Origin of the sequence: Streptomyces olivochromogenes, from assembly GCF_001514115.1 — a bacterium.
GTDB lineage: Bacteria > Actinomycetota > Actinomycetes > Streptomycetales > Streptomycetaceae > Streptomyces > Streptomyces olivochromogenes.
In genome coordinates, this window is record NZ_KQ948458.1 from 32,674 (window position 1) to 47,380 (window position 14,707).

A 14,707-nucleotide genomic window follows, 5' to 3' on the forward strand; every position below is an offset into this window, starting at 1 on the left:
CGCCCCACCCCCCCCGTGGGGGGCGTACGCGGCCCCGGCGTGGGGGAGTTATGCGGTGCGGCGGCGCAGCAGCCGGAAGGCGGCGGCGGTGGCCACGGCGGTGACGGCGAGGACGATGCCGGTTTCCACCAGGTGGAGGGGCCAGAAGTGGGAGTCGGGGTGGTACACGGAGTACTGGCCCGTGACACCGTGCTCGGTCAGGCACCGCTTGGCTTCCGAGGTCGTGCCCTCGCAGTTCCCGTAGCTGGGGTCCGGGACTCGTTTCCCGTGGACGAACACCCCGGACTCCACCTGCCAGACGGGACCGGACTGGTCGTAGGCCGCGGCGCCGGTACGGGTGATCGTGGGCCACAGGTCCGCGCGGTACCGGTCCAGGCACTGGCTGAGCACCAGCATCACGGCGAACGAGACGCTCAGAGCGGGCAGCGAGCGCCGTAGCGCCAGACCGGCGAGTGCGCCCACGGCCAGGGCGCACAGGGCGTACGCCACCATCGCCGGGCCGCGGGCGACGAAGACGGCGGTGGCGGGCCAGTCGCCGATGACCCGGGCCGGTCTGTTCGACCAGCTCCAGCGGTAAGCCACCACGAGCACCGTGCCGCTGAGCGTGATCAACAGTGCGGGCACGGCGAGCTTGGCGGCCAGCCAGCGCACGGGGGACACCGACTGGGTCCAGGCGAGCCGCGCGGTGCCGGACTCCAGTTCACGGGCGATCAGTGCCGCGCCCGCCCAGGCGGCGACGGCGTAGAAGCAGTGGCTGAGAACGGTGGCGGTGTATCGAAGGACCGCGCTGTACTCGAGCGTGGCCGTGACGTCGCAGCTGTCGGAGTGGAGACAGCGGAAGGCCTCCGCCCGGGCGGCGTCGGCCGTGACCCCCATCGCCCCCACCAGGAATGCGACGACGGCGACGACGAACGAGCCCCAGACGATCAGCGCGGTGCGGTGCACGCGTAGGACGGTCCACGGCAGGCCGCCGACGGCACCCGTGGTGCTCACAGGGCGGCTCCCTTCGTGAGCGGGGCGCTGCCCGTGTCGCGCTTGAGCAGGCGGAAGGTGACGAGGAGAACGAGTGCGGTGAGGACGAGCACCAGGCCGGTCGCCATCAGCTGGAGGGGCCAGTAGTGGGACTGGGGGTGCGAGTCGGTGTAGAAGCTGACGGCGTCGAGCCGGTGGTAGAGCGTGCTGCACTCCGAGCTGTGGCTGCTGCCGCACTGCGGGTCGGCCAGCCGGGCCCCGGTCGAGGTGAGGAGACCGTCGTGGACGGTGATCCCGAGGCTGGTGGGGCCGTCGTGGGTCAGGCTGGTGACCGTCCGCACCGTCGGCCACAGGTACGGCAGGGCGAGGCTGAGGGCGGCCCGGACGCCTACCGTCCACACCGCCGACATGACGAGTGCGCTCAGGGAACCGCGCAGCCTGATGCCGGCGAGCGCGCCGACGGCAAGCCCGGACAGGGCGAGGGCGACGGTGGTCGGGCCGTTGGCGTGGAAGACGAAGGTGTCGGTCCAGCCCTTGGCGTTGTCGATCCGGCCCTGGCCGCGCACCCACATCCCCCGGTGCAGCACCACCAGCACGCTGGTGCCGACGGTGACGAGCGCGGCCGGCACGGCCAGTTTCACCGCCAGCCAGCGGGCCGGGGAGACCGACTGGGTCCACGCGAGCTGCGCGGTGCCGGTCTCCATCTCGCGGCCGATCAGCGAGGCGCCCGCCCAGGCCGCGACGAGGAACGGCAGGAAGGCCAGCGCGATGGAGGCGTACTGGGAGTACGACTTGTACCTGAGGATCGCGTCCTGGTCGTAGGCGCAGGTGGCCTTCGTGCAGCGGTCGTACTCCCGCCACGCCGCGGCGGCCGCGTCCGTCCCCGGGCCGTACAGCCACAGCAACAGGGCCGCGAGTGCGACGAACAGACCGGCCCAGAGGTAGAGCGCCGGGCGGTGCAGCAGCAGCACCGTGCGCACCAGGCCGCGTGTGGCGGACGGGCGGCGCGTGGGCGTCGCCGTGGTGCCGGGGGCCGTCAGTGTGGTCATGCGGCGGACTCCTGGGCGGCGGTGCGGGCGGAGGCGAGGATCAGTGCGGGGGCCTCGGGGCTGCGCAGGTGCGCGAGGACCAGTTCCTCCAGGGAGGGTGTGGTGGCGCGGGCGTCGGGTCCGCCGGAGAACGGGCCCTGAGGGCGGATCAGGGCGGTCAACTGGCGCCCCGTGGTGCGGGATTCGACCACGGTGTGCGGAGTGAGGTCACGGACCGGCCCGGTGGTCAGGGTGTGCGCGGCCAGCAGGTCGTCCAGGTCGCCGGCCAGTCGCACCTGGCCGCCGCCTATCAGCAGCAGGTAGTCGCAGGAGCCCTCCAGCTCGGCGACGACGTGCGAGGACATCACGACCGTCGTGCCGTACTGGGCGGCCTCGGCCATCAGCGTGCCCATCAGCTCGTGGCGGGCGAGCGGGTCGAGGTCGGCCATCGGCTCGTCCAGGAGCAGGAGTTCGGGCCGCTTGCCGAGCGCGAGGGCGAGCGCCACGCGGGTGCGCTGACCGCCGGAGAGCGTTCGGACCTTGGCCTTCGGGTCCAGCCCGCCGTTCTCGTACGTGATCCGCTCGGCGACCGAGGCGTCCCAGCGGGCGGGGTTGAGCTCGTGGCCCAGACGCAGCGTCTGGGCCACCGTGAGCTGCGGGTACAGCGGCTTGTTCTGGGCGACGTACGCGATGCGTTCGCGGGCGGCGGCCGGATGGCTGCCGAGCACGGTCAGGGAGCCCTCGGTGGGGGCGAGCAGTCCGGCGGCGTGGGCCAGCAGGGTCGACTTGCCCGCGCCGTTGGGTCCGACGACGGCGCAGACGCGTCCCGTGGGGAGCCGGAAGGAGCACTCGTGAAGTGCCCAGCCCCCGCGCCGCCCGAACCGCTTGCCGAGGCCGGCCGCCTCCATGGCGGTGTCGCTCATTCCTTGTCTCCCTTGCTGAACTTTTCCAGTACGGCGGTGAAGAGCGCCGCCACGTCGTCTTGATCGAGCCCGGCCTCGCGGGCCCTGGCCGCCCAGTCGTCGAGCTCGGCGCGCAGGGGCGAGTCGGCGGGGGCGGTGCCCAGCGAGCGCTTCACGAAGGTGCCGAGGCCGCGTCTGGCCTCGACCAGGCCCTCGCGCTCCAGCTCGCGGTAGGCCTTCAGGACGGTGTTCGGGTTGATGGCGGTGGCCTCGACGACCTCGCGGGCCGTGGGCAGCTTGTCGCCCGGCTCCAGCATCCCCAGGCGCAGCGCCTGCTTGGTCTGCTGGACGATCTGGACGTAGGTGGCCACGCCGCTGCGCCGGTCGATGCGGTATTCGACCACTCGAACAACCACCCTTTCACTAATTGAGTAGTGAAAGGGTGGTGCAAGGGGGTGTCCGGAGTCAAGCCCGAACATCGCGGAGGCGAGCCGGGAAGTCGCTGAGGTGCGCCGGGAAGTCGCTGAGGTCCGCCGGGAAGTCGCTGAGGCGAGTCCGGAAAATTCGATGCCGGATGCGTGAACCGATCGGCGGGGCTCGTCCGATGAGGGGATGTGAGGGAAACGAGAAGCGACGGGGAGCTGCTGCGGGCCATCGCGGCGGACACGGACCGTCGCGCCTTCGAGGAGCTGTACCGGCGGTATGCGCCGTGGCTGACCGCGCGGCTGCGCGGTCGGTGCGCCGATGCCGGGGTCGTCGACGACGTCGTGCAGGAGACCTTCCTCGCCATCTGGCGCGGCACCGCGAGTTACCGGGAGGAGGGTGACGCGGCGGGCTGGCTGTGGCGCATCGGCTCGCGGCGGCTGATCGACACGCTGCGCGGCGACGGCGCGCGCGGCCGGTTGCGCCAGACACTGGCCCGCTTCCGCCACCGGCACGAGGCCTCCGCAGAGGAGCGCGTCCTGGCCGGGGTCGAGCACGGCGACCTCGCGGGCGCGTTGATACGGCTCTCACCCGAGCTGCGCGCGGTCCTCCAGGCCACGGTGATCGACGGACTCACGACCCGGGAAGCGGCCGTCCTGCTCGGCATTCCACCCGGCACGGTCAAGACGCGGGCCCTGCGGGCGCGCAAGCAGCTGCGGGAGGAGCTGGCATGAGCGGCGGAGATGACGAGGCCATCGGCGGAGACCGCCGGGACACGGGTGGGGGTGGAGAGGACATGAGCGGGTTGGACGAGGACATGGCCGCCGGTCGGAGCGCGTCCGGTGCGGGTGCGGGTGACGCCGATCGGACTGCGTCCGGCGCCGACGGTTCCCCGGACGGACGGTGGCACGCGGACGCCGAGGACCTCCGGGCCTATGCGCGCGGCGAGTTGGCGCCGCCCCGGCTCTGGTCCGTCGACACCCACCTCGTGGCGTGCGCGCCCTGCCGGGAGGCGCTCGCCACCGTGAGCGATCCGGTCGTCCTGGACGCCGGATGGGAGCGGCTCGACGCCGAGCTGGACGCGCCACGACCACGGCTGCTCGAGTCGCTGCTGGTGCGGATCGGCGTCGCCGACCACACGGCACGGCTGCTGGCGGCCACGCCCGTGCTGCGCCGCTCCTGGCTGGCCGCGGTCGCCCTCGTCCTCCTCATGGCCGTGGTGGCGACCGACGCCGGACGGGTCGCGGCCTCGCCCACGCTGTTCCTCGCCCTCGCCCCCCTGCTCCCGCTCGCCGGGGTCGCGCTGTCCTACGGACCGGTGCTCGACCCGACGTACGAGATGGCTGTGGTGTCACCCCTCCACGGATTCCGGCTGCTGATGATCCGCACGGTGGCCGTGCTCACCACCGGCCTCGTTCTGAACGGCCTCGCGACCCTCGCACTCCCCGCGTACGGGCTGCGCGCGCTGGCCTGGCTGCTGCCCGCCCTCGCCCTCACCGGGACAGGGCTCGCACTGACCGCCCGCTGGGGCCCGGTCCTCCCGCCCTGCCTGGTCGGCGGAGCGTGGGTCACGCTGCTGATGGTGGCCCACGCGAAGGCCGACGGCGGCACCCTCGCGCCGTTCACGGCACTCGGCCAGGGCATCGCCGGCGCGGTCGCGGTACTGGCCGCCGGGCTGCTCTATCTCGTGCGGGACCGGTTCGACTTCTCCCCCTCGCACGCCTTCTTCGCCGACCACACCGACTTCTCCGACAGGAGCGCCGCATGACCCCCACCGTCTCCGCCTCCGGACTCACTCTCCGGTACGGCGGGACCGTCGCCCTCGACGACGTCTCCCTGCGCCTGAGCGAGGGAGTGACCGGGCTGCTCGGGCCCAACGGCGCCGGGAAGACCACCCTGTTGCGGGTGCTCGCCACCGCCGTGCCCGCCGACCGAGGAGCCTTCACGGTGCTCGGGCACGACCCCGGCACGACCTCCGGCCGCCTGGACGTGCGGCGCGCGCTGGGCTATCTGCCGCAGACCCCGGCGTTCCACCCGGACTTCTCGGCCTTCGAGTTCGTCGACTACGTGGCGATCCTGAAGGAGCTGACGGACCGCTCCGCCCGGCACCGGGAGGTGCGGCGCGTGCTGGAGGCCGTCGACCTGTCCGACGTACGGGGCAAGCGCATCAAGAGGCTTTCGGGCGGTATGCGCCAGCGGGTCGGGCTGGCCGCCGCGCTGGTCGGCGACCCCGGCTTCCTCGTCCTGGACGAGCCGACCGTCGGCCTGGACCCCGAACAGCGCATGCGGTTCAGGGAATTGATCGCTGAGTCGGGTGTGGGACGCACGGTCCTGCTCTCCACCCACCAGACCGAGGACGTCGCGATGCTCTGCCACCGCGTGATCGTCATGGTCCGCGGCAGCATCCGCTTCGAGGGCACCCCGGCCGAGCTGACCGCGCGGGCGGCGGGGCGGGTGTGGAGCAGTACGGCCCGCGACCCCGGCGCGAGAGCCGGCTGGCGTACGGGCACGGGTTCCTTCCGCAATGTCGGCGACCCGCCCAAGGGCGCCGATCTCCTCGAACCGACCCTGGAGGACGGCTACTTGCTCACTCTCGACGGCGAGCCGGCGGAGGTGGCGGCATGAGCGAGCTGGTGACCCGCACGGTCGTGGAGGAGGCGGCCCCCACGGGGGTGGAGCCGCCCGCCCAGGACCTGCACCCGAACAGGACGCGTGCCGTCATCGCCCTCGCCCGCTTCGAGGCACGCGAACTGCTGATGCAGATCCCGGTGCTCGTCTTCCTCCTCCTGTACGTCGCCTACACCGGCTGGGGGATGTTCAACGGCCGGGAGGGCATGGACGACTATCCGGTCCTCCACGATGTCGACCGGTCCACCCAGACCGCCCCCCTGCTCCTCGCCCTCGTGCTGTTCGTCAGCATCAACCGCGCCGTGCTCCGCTCCCGCAGGCAAGGCACCGACCGGCACTTCGACGTGCTCGTCATGGAGCCGTGGCGGCGTTCGCTGGCCCACGCCCTGTCGGCCGTGCCGTTCGCGGTGTTCACCGCGCTGGTCGTGGGATTCGAGTTCACCTGGGCGGCCCTGAAGCCCGGCGCGGTCGGCCACGGCTCGCTCGCCGAACTGCTCGTGGGCCCCCTGTCGATACTCCTCGCCGGGGCCCTCGGCGTCCTGGTCGCGCGGTCGATCCCCTTCACGTTCGCGGTCCCGCCCTTCGTCATCGGTATGTACGTCCTCACGACCCTCGTGGCCGCGAGCACACAGGGCACGCACTGGGTGCAGTGGCTGGCACCGGTGGTCACCGAGGAAGGCGCCCACCCGTTCCCCTCCGACCTGCTGGGCCGCCCGGCCGCCTGGCACGTGCTGTATCTGGTGGGGCTCATCGTGCTGCTGCTGTGCCTCGCGCTGCTGATCAACGGCGGTCGTACGCCCAGGATCAAGGCGATCACGGTCCTCGCCCTCGCCGTCATGGCCCAGGGCATCGCGGGGCAGGCCCCGGGTGACTCGGCCGCGCTGATCGCGGCCCGCGCGAAGGCGTCCGCCACCCCGGAGAAGGTGCAGACCTGCGTCGCGCACGAAAGGTCGACGTACTGCGCCTACCCCGAGTGGACCGGCCAGACCGCCGACTGGGCCGAGGTGGTCCAGCGCGTCCAGTCCCTCGCGGGCGGCCCGGCCTCGGCCGAGCGGCTGACGGTGCGCCAGCGGGTCGACGCCCGCTCCGGCCTGGAGAGCGACTCCGCGCTGGAGCCGGCCAAAGCGCCGGGGGTCGTGACCGTCGGCACGCGCTGGGGCGGCAACCGGATCCCGGAGTTCGCCGTGGGGGTGGCCTCGGTTCTGGTGACGGGGGATGAGACATCCAGCGGCGAGGTGTGCGACGCCCGCTCGGTGATCATCATGTGGCTGGCGCTGGGCTCGGAGTCCCACCCGCTGACCATGCTGCGCCATGTCCGCCTCGACGACTCCATCACCGGCGGAGGGCTCGCCCTCGCGCCCACGAACCCGGTCTCCATGAACGCCGCGCAGACAGAAGTGATCAAGGAGCTGCTGCAGAAGCCCCGCTACAGCGTCATCCCCAAGGTGAAGGCCCACTGGGCGGAGCTCACGTCCCCCAAGACGACGACGGCCCAGGTGGCTCAGCTGCTGGGAGTGCCGACGCCCACCGGCCCGGGCGCGCTGAGCGTCAAGACATGCGAGGAGTGACCGTGCTCGACGACGCGGGTACGGCCGGAAATGCGGAGAGTGCTGGCAGCACCGGGGATGCGGAGGGCGCCGGAACGGCGGGAAGCCGCGGAAGGGCTGGAACTGCGGGAACGGTGGGAAGCGGGGGAACTGCGGGAACGGTAGGAAGCGGGGGAACGGTGGGAAGTGGGCTGGCCGTGGGAAGTGGGGTGACCGCGGGCGGTATCCCGTCCCGGGGGCGCCCGTACACCGTGGCCCGCGCCATCCTCCGCCCCCTCTGGCGCACCATCCCCCGGCGGGCGCTGGTGACCGGTGCCGTACTGGGGCTGCTGTTCGCCGGGATCCCGCGGCTGTTCTCCCTCCGGCTCGACACGTGGGCCGGCCTCAACCTCCTGCGGGCCGCCGCGCTCACCTTCGCTCTGGGCCTGGCCTTCCTGCTGGACGATCCGGCCCGGCACATCACCGCGGCGGTGCCGACCCGGCGTCCGGTGCGGGTCGGCCTGCGGGTGGCGCTCGTCGCCCCGTCGGCCGTGCTGTGGTGGACGGCGGCGCTGTTCCTCATACCGGAGCAGGCCCGGCCGCCGGTGGGCGCCGTGACCTTGGAGGCCGCCGCCACGGCGTTGCTCGCGCCGGCGGCCGCGGCGGTCATGGTGCGGTTCACCGACCGGGCCGAGCCGGGAGGCGCGGTGTGCGTCGGACTACTGGCCATGGCGGTGCTGGCGCACCTGCTGCTCCCCGAGCGGTGGACGCTCTTCCCCGCTCCGTTCGCCCCGCGCTGGGAGGGCGCCCATCAGACATGGGCGGTGATCCTGGTCGCGGCGGCGCTGGCCGGGGCGTGGTCCTGCGCGGAACCCCTACGGAGGTGGCGACCCGCCGCCTTCGCTCACCGGTGACACGAAGACGCGGGCGCGGACGGGCGGGGACACCGGACCGCCAAGGACACCGCAGACCGACATTCACCGGACCTGCAAGGACGCCGGACCACCGGACCTGCAAGGACGCCGGACCAGTAGAAGACACCGGACCGACGGTCAGGACTCGCTGCGGTACATCAGGTCCGTCTCGTGCGTGCGGAAGCCGAGCCGCTCGTACACGGTCACGGCCGCCTTGTTGTCGGCGTCGACGTAGAGCATGGCCGTCGGCAGACCCTGCCGGGCGAGGTGGCGGAGCCCGATCGTGGTGAGGGCCTTGCCGAGACCGCCGCCCTGGGCGCCCGGGCGGACTCCGAGGACGTACACCTCACCGAGGCCCTCCTCGGCGTGGACCTTCGTCCAGTGGAAGCCGACGAGTTCGTCGCCGCGGAAGGCGAGGAAGAACCCGGACGGGTCGAACCACACCTCCGCCTTGCGGTCGTCCAGGTCGCGCTGGGTGAGGGAGCCCTGCTCGGGGTGGTGGGCGAAGGCCTCGGCGTTCAGGGCGAGCCAGGCCGCGTCGTCCTGGCCGGGCACGAAGGTGCGGACGTTCACGCCGTCCGCGAGCTTCGGTTCGGGCAGGTCGAGGTCGGTCAACGGCCGCCGCAGCTGGCGCAGTTCGCGGAAGAGGGTGAGGCCGAGGACCTGGGCGAGATGCCGGGCGGCGGAGTGACCGCCGTGCGCCCACACGCGCAGCCGCTTGCCGGACTCGGCGAGCAGGGCCGAGCCCAGGGCCCGGCCGTGGCCGTGGCCGCGGTGCGCCGGGTGCACGACCAGTTCGGCGGCCGGGGCCTCCACCGGGTCGGTGTCCTCCAACTGCGCGTACCCGATCAGCTCGTCGCCGAGGGTCAGCAGCAGATGGCGCACGCCCTCGCGGGCGCCGCCCTTCAGCTGGAGCCGGCCCTGCTCGGAGACCGCCTGCTGCCCGTCGGCCCGGGCGGCCTCCGCGAGCAGCCGGAGCACGTCCTCGGCCTGGGCCGGGGAGAGCGCGGTGTGGGTCTCGATGGAGCGGGTGAGGGCGTGGGGCGCGGTGTCGTCGCTGGTCATGGATACGAGGGTACGGCGCGGTGTTTTACGGACAAGGAGTTGCGCGGCGTCGATGTGGCTCGTGGCGGGGTGAGGAGGGGCTTGCGTCAGGTGGTGGTGAGGCGATGGCAACCAGTCTGTAACCCCGAACCCCCTGTTGCGCTACGCGCGTTGATTCTAAAGTGCGCGTAAAACCACAGCCGTCCCACTGGGGGGAACCCATGCTGCCGACGCCCCGGCACAGACGTACCCATCGCATCCTCGCCGCCGCCGCTGGGCTGGCCACCGTCGGCGCCCTGGCCGCCGCGATGCCCGCGAGCGCAGGGCAGGACAGGTCGAACCCGCACCACCACCCCGGCAGCGGCCGCTACCAGGACGTACAGCTGCTGTCCTTCAACGACCTGCACGGCAACCTGGAGCCGCCGGCCGGGTCGTCCGGCCGGGTCACGGAGCTCCAGGCGGACGGCACGACGAAGTCGATCGACGCGGGCGGTGTCGAGTACCTCGCCACGCATCTGCGCCAGGCCCGCCAGGGCAACAAGTACTCGATCACGGCCGCGGCCGGTGACATGGTCGGGGCTTCCCCGCTGATCTCCGGGCTCTTCCACGACGAGCCGACGATCGACGCGCTGAACAAGCTCGACCTGGATGTGACGAGCGTCGGCAACCACGAGTTCGACGAGGGCGCCAAGGAGCTGGGCCGCCTGCAGAACGGCGGCTGCCACCCCACGGACGGCTGCTACGACAAGAAGGCGAAGTTCCGGGGTGCCGACTTCCCGTACCTCGCGGCGAACGTCACCGACGAGAAGACCGGCAAGCCGATTCTCAAGCCCTACTGGGTGTGGAAGAAGAACGGCGTCAAGGTCGGCTTCATCGGCGTGACGCTGGAAGGCACCCCGAACATCGTGTCGGCCGACGGCGTCAAGGGACTGAAGTTCGGCGACGAGGTCGAGACGATCAACAAGTACGCCAAGGTGCTCCAGCGCCAGGGCGTGAAGTCGATCGTCGCGCTGATCCACGAGGGCGGCGCGCCCGCGTCGACGGCGTACAACTACGACTGCGACAGCCCCGGCGCCGGTGACGGCATCTCTGGGCCGATCGTCGACATCGCCAAGAACGTCACGCCGGCCGTGGACGCCCTGGTCACCGGCCACACCCACCAGGCGTACGCGTGCACCATCCCGGACCCGTCGGGCAAGCCCCGCATGGTGACGTCGGCCTCGTCCTTCGGCCGCCTCTACACGGACACGACGCTGACGTACGACCGCTGGACCGGCGACATCGCGCGTACGGCGGTGAAGTCGGCGAACCACGTGGTCACCCGTGACGTGGCGAAGGCCGCCGACATGACGTCCCTGATCAGCAAGTGGAAGACGCTGTCCGCCCCGATCGCCTCGCGTCCCATCGGCTACATCGCGGGCGAGATCGGCAACGCCGGCAACGAGTCCCCGCTCGGCGACATGATCGCCGACGCGCAGCTCGCGTACGCCAAGTCCGTCGACCCCGAGGCCGACCTCGCGGTGATGAACCCGGGCGGCATCCGCGCCGGGCTCACCTACGCGGCGAGCGGCAGTGAGGGCGACGGAGTGGTGACGTATGGGGAGGCGTACACGGTCCAGCCGTTCGCCAACACCGTCAACCTGGTGAACCTCACCGGCGCTCAGGTGATCACGGCACTCCAGCAGCAGGTCAGCGGGGCCAACGAGGCCGCGCCGAAGATCCTGCAGATCTCCAAGGGCCTGACCTACACGCTGGACCTGACGAAGACGGGCGCGGCCCGGGTGGTCGCCGACTCGGTCAAGCTCAACGGCGCGGCGATCGACCCCGCCGCCACCTACCGCGTCGCGATGAACTCCTTCCTCGCGGGCGGCGGCGACGGCTTCGCCGAGCTCGGCAAGGGCGGAGACGTCCTGGTCGGCGGCGACGACCTGGCGGCCTTCGAGTCCTACCTGACGGCCAACTCCTCGGCCACGGCGCCGTACCCGGTGCCGACGGCGGACCGGATCACGGTCGTGCGGTAGTCCCTTACGGAAAGTTCCTTACGGAGTTCCTTACGGAACGGGCGGGGCCGGTACGCGGACGCGTACCGGCCCCGCTTTTCTTTGACCTAAATTCTGTGTGAGTAGTGGATTGGTTCCACGGTCCATCTGAAAATTTGTTTCAGCCGTAATTCATTGAGGTCTCAGCCGAATTGGCGATTTCAAGGTCCCGGGTCCCGTAGTGTTTTCCATGTCGAAAGCGAACAGCGCAAACGACAAAGGGAATTCACCCGCAGGGAACAAGGAGACACCCATGAGCTTCCACAAGATCGCCCCGGTCAAGAAGCACCACAAGCCGGCCCCGGCCCCGAAGAAGCCCGCGAAGCGCCAGCCCGCCAAGCCGGCCCCGGTGGCGCAGAAGCCCGGGCGCCGCCCTGTCGGCAACAAGTAAGCAAGATCCACCCCCGATTAACAGATCCACCCGCACTCAGCGGTTCACCACCCGCACTCAGCGGTTCACCACCCGCGACCAGCGGATCAGTCAAAGCTACGAGAGGGAAACCCATGAGCTTCCACAAGATCGCCCCCGTCAAGAAGCACCACAAGGCCGCCCCGGTCGCGAAGCGCCGGCCCGCCAAGCCGGCCCCGGTGGCGAAGAAGGCCGTCGCTCCGAAGAAGCGCCCGGTCAGCCGTCAGGGCCAGTAGCAGCCCGCGCGAGGCGGGGTCCCCGGGAATTATCGGTTTCCGGTGGCCCCGCCTCGGCCATGTTCCGGACCGGAAAGGGAAGTTGATTTGATATGCGGGAAGTACGGGAGGCATTCGCACGCTTCTGGCCGCTGACGCGCGGCGACCGCAAATGGCTGCTGCTGATCATCGGCTGCGTCGTCGTGGCCGCGCTCGCCGAGACGGCCTCGATCCTGCTCTTCGCCCAGCTCACGGACCACGCCCTGAAGGCCGGTTCGCTCTCCGCGTTCTGGGAGCCGGCCGGAGCCTGGCTGGGCGTCGCCGCGATCGGCGCGATCGTCGGCTACCTCGGCAACTCGCTCGCCGTGTGGACCGCGGAGAGATTCGTCCTGCGTCTGCGCGCGAGTGTCTTCCGGCACGTCCAGGACCTGCCGCCCGACTTCTTCCAGAAGCACCGCCAGGGCGACCTGGTCGAACGGCTCACCGGTGACGTCGAGGCCATCGAGCAGATGGTCGTGTCGGGTGTCGTCGGGACGGTCTCCGCCGCCTTCTCCGCCGTCTTCTACGCCGCCGCCGCGCTCTGGCTGCGCTGGGACCTCGCCCTCGTCACCTTCCTGCTCGCCCCCCTCTTCCTCGTCGCCGCCCGCCGGTTCGCCGGCCGCATCAAGACCGCCTCCCAGGAGGAGCGGGCCGCCGACGGCGCGATCACCTCGGTCGTCGAGGAGTCCCTCGGCAATGTGGTGCTGACCCAGGCGTACAACCGCCGCCGCGCCGAGGAGAAGCGGCTCGACCGCGAGGCGCGGGCCTGGATGCGGGCGTCGGTGCGCGGGGCACGGGCGAGCGAGATGTACGAGCAGTTCGTCGAGGTCGTCGAGACGCTGTGCGTGCTCGCCGTGATCGGCCTCGGCGCCTGGGAGATCTCGAAGGGGCGCATGTCACTCGGTCAGTTGCTCGCCTTCGCCGCGTTCCTCGGCTACCTGTACCCGCCGATCCGCAATCTGGGTCAGCTCGGTCTCACCCTCACCGCCGCCACCGCCGGCGCGGAACGCATCCAGGAGATCCTGGACACCGAACCCGCCGTCACCGAACCCGCCGAGCCCGTCCGGGAGTGGCCCGTGCACGGCTGGGTCAGCTTCCACGGCGCGTCGTTCCGCTACCCAGGCGCCGACCGCGAGTCCCTGCACGACGTGACCTTCACCGCGGGACCCGGCGAACTCGTCATCGTCACCGGCCCGAGCGGCGCCGGAAAGTCGACGCTCTCCAAACTCCTCACCCGCTTCTACGACCCCACGGCCGGCGTGGTCTGCCTGGACGGCGTCCCGCTGCCCGACATGTCCCTGGAGTTCCTGCGCGAGAACGTGGCGCTGCTGCCCCAGGAGACGCTGATCCTGCACGGCACGATCCGCGAGAACATCGAGTGCGGCAGGCCGGGCGCGTCCCAGGCGGACATCGAGCGGGCGGCGACGGACGCGGTCGCGCACGACTTCATCGGCGCGCTGCCCGACGGGTACGACACCGAGATCGCGCCCGGCACGGCCACCCTGTCCGGCGGCCAGCTCCAGCGGATCGCGATCGCCCGCGCGATGCTGCGCGCCGCGCCCGTCCTGGTCCTCGACGAGCCGACCGCCGGGCTCGACTCGATCGCCGCCCGCCGGGTGGTGCAGCCGCTGCGGCGCCTGATGGCGGGCCGTACGACCATCATGATCACGCACGATCTGAGCCTCGCCCCCGACGCCGACCGGATCCTGGTGGTGGACGGTGGCCGGCTGGTGGAGGCGGGCACGCACGACGAGCTGATGGCGTGGGGCGGCGCGTACGCCCGGCTCGCGACGCCGGAACTCGACTACTTGGCGGCACGGAGCGTGTAGCCGAGCCCCCGCACGGTCTGGATGAGCCGCGGTTCGCCGCGGCTCTCCAGTTTCCGGCGCAGGTACATCACGTACACGTCCAGCGTGTTCGACGTCGGCTCGAAGTCGAAGCCCCAGACCTCCTTTAGGATCTGGGCGCGACTGAGGACCTTGGCGGGATGCCGGAGCAGATACTCCAGCAGGGCGTACTCGGTCCTGGTCAGGTCGAGGGGGCGGTCGGAGCGGGTGACGGTGCGGGTGGGCCGGTCCATGGCGAGGTCCCCGAAGGCGAGCCGGTCGTCGAGACGGGGAGCGCACTGCTTCGGCTGCGGGCTGCGGCGCAGCAAGGCCCTGACCCGGGCGAGGAGTTCCTCGGCGGCGAAGGGCTTCATGAGGTAGTCGTCGGCGCCGTTGTCGAGGGCGACGATACGGTCGCCGACCGCGTCCCTGCCGGTGATCATGAGGATGGGGACGGTGGACCCGGAGGCTCTGATCCGGCGCGTCGCGGCCAGCCCGTCGAGGCCGGGCATGGTGACGTCCATCAGCACCAGGTCGGGCCGCTCGTCCACCCCGGCCACCAGTTCGAGGGCCTCGCGGCCGTCCCCGGTGAGGACGGTCTCGTACCCCTCGAACCTGAGCAGCCGGTCGAGCCCCTCACGTACGGCCTCGTCGTCATCGGCCAGCAGAATCTTCCGCGCCATCCCCCCAACGTGTAACGGGGCGCTGTGGGAGGGCTTGGAGAGGGGTGTGGGGAGGCTGG

Annotated in this window: 15 protein-coding genes; 9 read left to right on the forward strand and 6 right to left on the reverse strand. The window is 71.5% G+C overall.

Translation table 11 applies throughout. The annotated features are described in order from the left end of the window. Positions 1-48: 48 nt before the first annotated feature. From AQJ27_RS22155 to AQJ27_RS22170, 4 genes are read right to left on the reverse strand one after another with little or no spacing between them, the layout of a single operon-like run. Complete coding sequence (locus AQJ27_RS22155; protein ID WP_067371463.1) at positions 49-993, reverse strand: hypothetical protein; 945 nt, start codon at positions 991-993, stop codon at positions 49-51. Next, complete coding sequence (locus AQJ27_RS22160; protein ID WP_067371465.1) at positions 990-2,021, reverse strand: ABC transporter permease; 1,032 nt, start codon at positions 2,019-2,021, stop codon at positions 990-992. The genes AQJ27_RS22155 and AQJ27_RS22160 overlap by 4 nt, the downstream gene beginning before the upstream one ends. Further along, on the reverse strand, positions 2,018-2,923 hold the full coding sequence (locus AQJ27_RS22165) for an ABC transporter ATP-binding protein (protein WP_067371467.1): 906 nt from the start codon (positions 2,921-2,923) through the stop codon (positions 2,018-2,020). The genes AQJ27_RS22160 and AQJ27_RS22165 overlap by 4 nt, the downstream gene beginning before the upstream one ends. After that, complete coding sequence (locus tag AQJ27_RS22170) at positions 2,920-3,306, reverse strand: GntR family transcriptional regulator (protein WP_067371469.1); 387 nt, start codon at positions 3,304-3,306, stop codon at positions 2,920-2,922. The genes AQJ27_RS22165 and AQJ27_RS22170 overlap by 4 nt, the downstream gene beginning before the upstream one ends. A gap of 210 nt (positions 3,307-3,516) precedes the next feature. Between AQJ27_RS22170 and AQJ27_RS22175 the strand changes: the two genes are divergently transcribed. The 5 genes from AQJ27_RS22175 (at position 3,517) to AQJ27_RS22195 (ending at position 8,393) form a co-directional block, all read left to right on the forward strand. Next, on the forward strand, positions 3,517-4,059 hold the full coding sequence (locus tag AQJ27_RS22175; protein WP_060895010.1) for an RNA polymerase sigma factor: 543 nt from the start codon (positions 3,517-3,519) through the stop codon (positions 4,057-4,059). Further along, the gene (locus tag AQJ27_RS22180) at positions 4,056-5,093 is read left to right on the forward strand and encodes a cupin domain-containing protein (RefSeq protein WP_235613883.1); all 1,038 of its coding nucleotides are present in this window, start codon (positions 4,056-4,058) and stop codon (positions 5,091-5,093) included. Before AQJ27_RS22175 ends, AQJ27_RS22180 begins: the two co-directional genes overlap by 4 nt. Then, positions 5,090-5,950 carry an ABC transporter ATP-binding protein gene (locus tag AQJ27_RS22185; protein WP_067371475.1) on the forward strand — a complete coding sequence of 287 codons (861 nt, stop codon included), beginning with the start codon at positions 5,090-5,092 and terminating at the stop codon, positions 5,948-5,950. The genes AQJ27_RS22180 and AQJ27_RS22185 overlap by 4 nt, the downstream gene beginning before the upstream one ends. Then, on the forward strand, positions 5,947-7,521 hold the full coding sequence (locus tag AQJ27_RS22190) for an ABC transporter (protein WP_067371477.1): 1,575 nt from the start codon (positions 5,947-5,949) through the stop codon (positions 7,519-7,521). The genes AQJ27_RS22185 and AQJ27_RS22190 overlap by 4 nt, the downstream gene beginning before the upstream one ends. Positions 7,522-7,697: 176 nt before the next feature. After that, on the forward strand, positions 7,698-8,393 hold the full coding sequence (locus AQJ27_RS22195) for an ABC transporter (RefSeq protein ID WP_341866087.1): 696 nt from the start codon (positions 7,698-7,700) through the stop codon (positions 8,391-8,393). Positions 8,394-8,531: 138 nt separating this feature from the next. On the opposite strand, the gene mshD is transcribed toward AQJ27_RS22195, so the two are convergent. After that, positions 8,532-9,458: a mycothiol synthase gene (gene mshD, locus AQJ27_RS22200; RefSeq protein ID WP_067371479.1), complete on the reverse strand. Its 927-nt coding sequence runs from the start codon at positions 9,456-9,458 to the stop codon at positions 8,532-8,534. A gap of 200 nt (positions 9,459-9,658) precedes the next feature. Between mshD and AQJ27_RS22205 the strand changes: the two genes are divergently transcribed. The 4 genes from AQJ27_RS22205 (at position 9,659) to AQJ27_RS22210 (ending at position 13,968) form a co-directional block, all read left to right on the forward strand. Continuing rightward, positions 9,659-11,458 (forward strand): bifunctional metallophosphatase/5'-nucleotidase, encoded by a 1,800-nt coding sequence (locus AQJ27_RS22205; protein ID WP_067371481.1) that lies wholly within the window; start codon positions 9,659-9,661, stop codon positions 11,456-11,458. 271 nt (positions 11,459-11,729) lie between these two features. Beyond that, a complete protein-coding gene (locus AQJ27_RS57385; RefSeq protein ID WP_167552123.1) occupies positions 11,730-11,867 on the forward strand; it encodes a hypothetical protein in 138 nt (45 codons plus the stop codon). A gap of 113 nt (positions 11,868-11,980) precedes the next feature. Next, positions 11,981-12,121: a hypothetical protein gene (locus AQJ27_RS57390; RefSeq protein WP_167552124.1), complete on the forward strand. Its 141-nt coding sequence runs from the start codon at positions 11,981-11,983 to the stop codon at positions 12,119-12,121. A 92-nt stretch (positions 12,122-12,213) separates the two neighbouring features. Then, positions 12,214-13,968, forward strand: coding sequence for an ABC transporter ATP-binding protein (locus AQJ27_RS22210; RefSeq protein WP_067371483.1), 1,755 nt, complete (start codon positions 12,214-12,216; stop codon positions 13,966-13,968). Here the strand turns inward: AQJ27_RS22210 and AQJ27_RS22215 are convergent. After that, positions 13,944-14,648, reverse strand: a complete 705-nt coding sequence (locus AQJ27_RS22215) for a response regulator transcription factor (RefSeq protein WP_067371486.1) — start codon at positions 14,646-14,648, stop codon at positions 13,944-13,946. The genes AQJ27_RS22210 and AQJ27_RS22215 overlap by 25 nt on opposite strands. Positions 14,649-14,707: the final 59 nt, after the last annotated feature.

Bases quoted from the DNA above. Each gene is read 5' to 3' on its own strand.
- AQJ27_RS57390 (WP_167552124.1), top strand. From the start codon at position 11,981: ATGAGCTTCCACAAGATCGCCCCCGTCAAGAAGCACCACAAGGCCGCC.
- AQJ27_RS22205 (WP_067371481.1), top strand. From the start codon at position 9,659: ATGCTGCCGACGCCCCGGCACAGACGTACCCATCGCATCCTCGCCGCC.
- AQJ27_RS22165 (WP_067371467.1), bottom strand. From the start codon at position 2,923: ATGAGCGACACCGCCATGGAGGCGGCCGGCCTCGGCAAGCGGTTCGGG.
- AQJ27_RS22210 (WP_067371483.1), top strand. From the start codon at position 12,214: ATGCGGGAAGTACGGGAGGCATTCGCACGCTTCTGGCCGCTGACGCGC.
- mshD (WP_067371479.1), bottom strand. From the start codon at position 9,458: ATGACCAGCGACGACACCGCGCCCCACGCCCTCACCCGCTCCATCGAG.
- AQJ27_RS22160 (WP_067371465.1), bottom strand. From the start codon at position 2,021: ATGACCACACTGACGGCCCCCGGCACCACGGCGACGCCCACGCGCCGC.
- AQJ27_RS22185 (WP_067371475.1), top strand. From the start codon at position 5,090: ATGACCCCCACCGTCTCCGCCTCCGGACTCACTCTCCGGTACGGCGGG.
- AQJ27_RS22180 (WP_235613883.1), top strand. From the start codon at position 4,056: ATGAGCGGCGGAGATGACGAGGCCATCGGCGGAGACCGCCGGGACACG.
- AQJ27_RS57385 (WP_167552123.1), top strand. From the start codon at position 11,730: ATGAGCTTCCACAAGATCGCCCCGGTCAAGAAGCACCACAAGCCGGCC.
- AQJ27_RS22190 (WP_067371477.1), top strand. From the start codon at position 5,947: ATGAGCGAGCTGGTGACCCGCACGGTCGTGGAGGAGGCGGCCCCCACG.
- AQJ27_RS22215 (WP_067371486.1), bottom strand. From the start codon at position 14,648: ATGGCGCGGAAGATTCTGCTGGCCGATGACGACGAGGCCGTACGTGAG.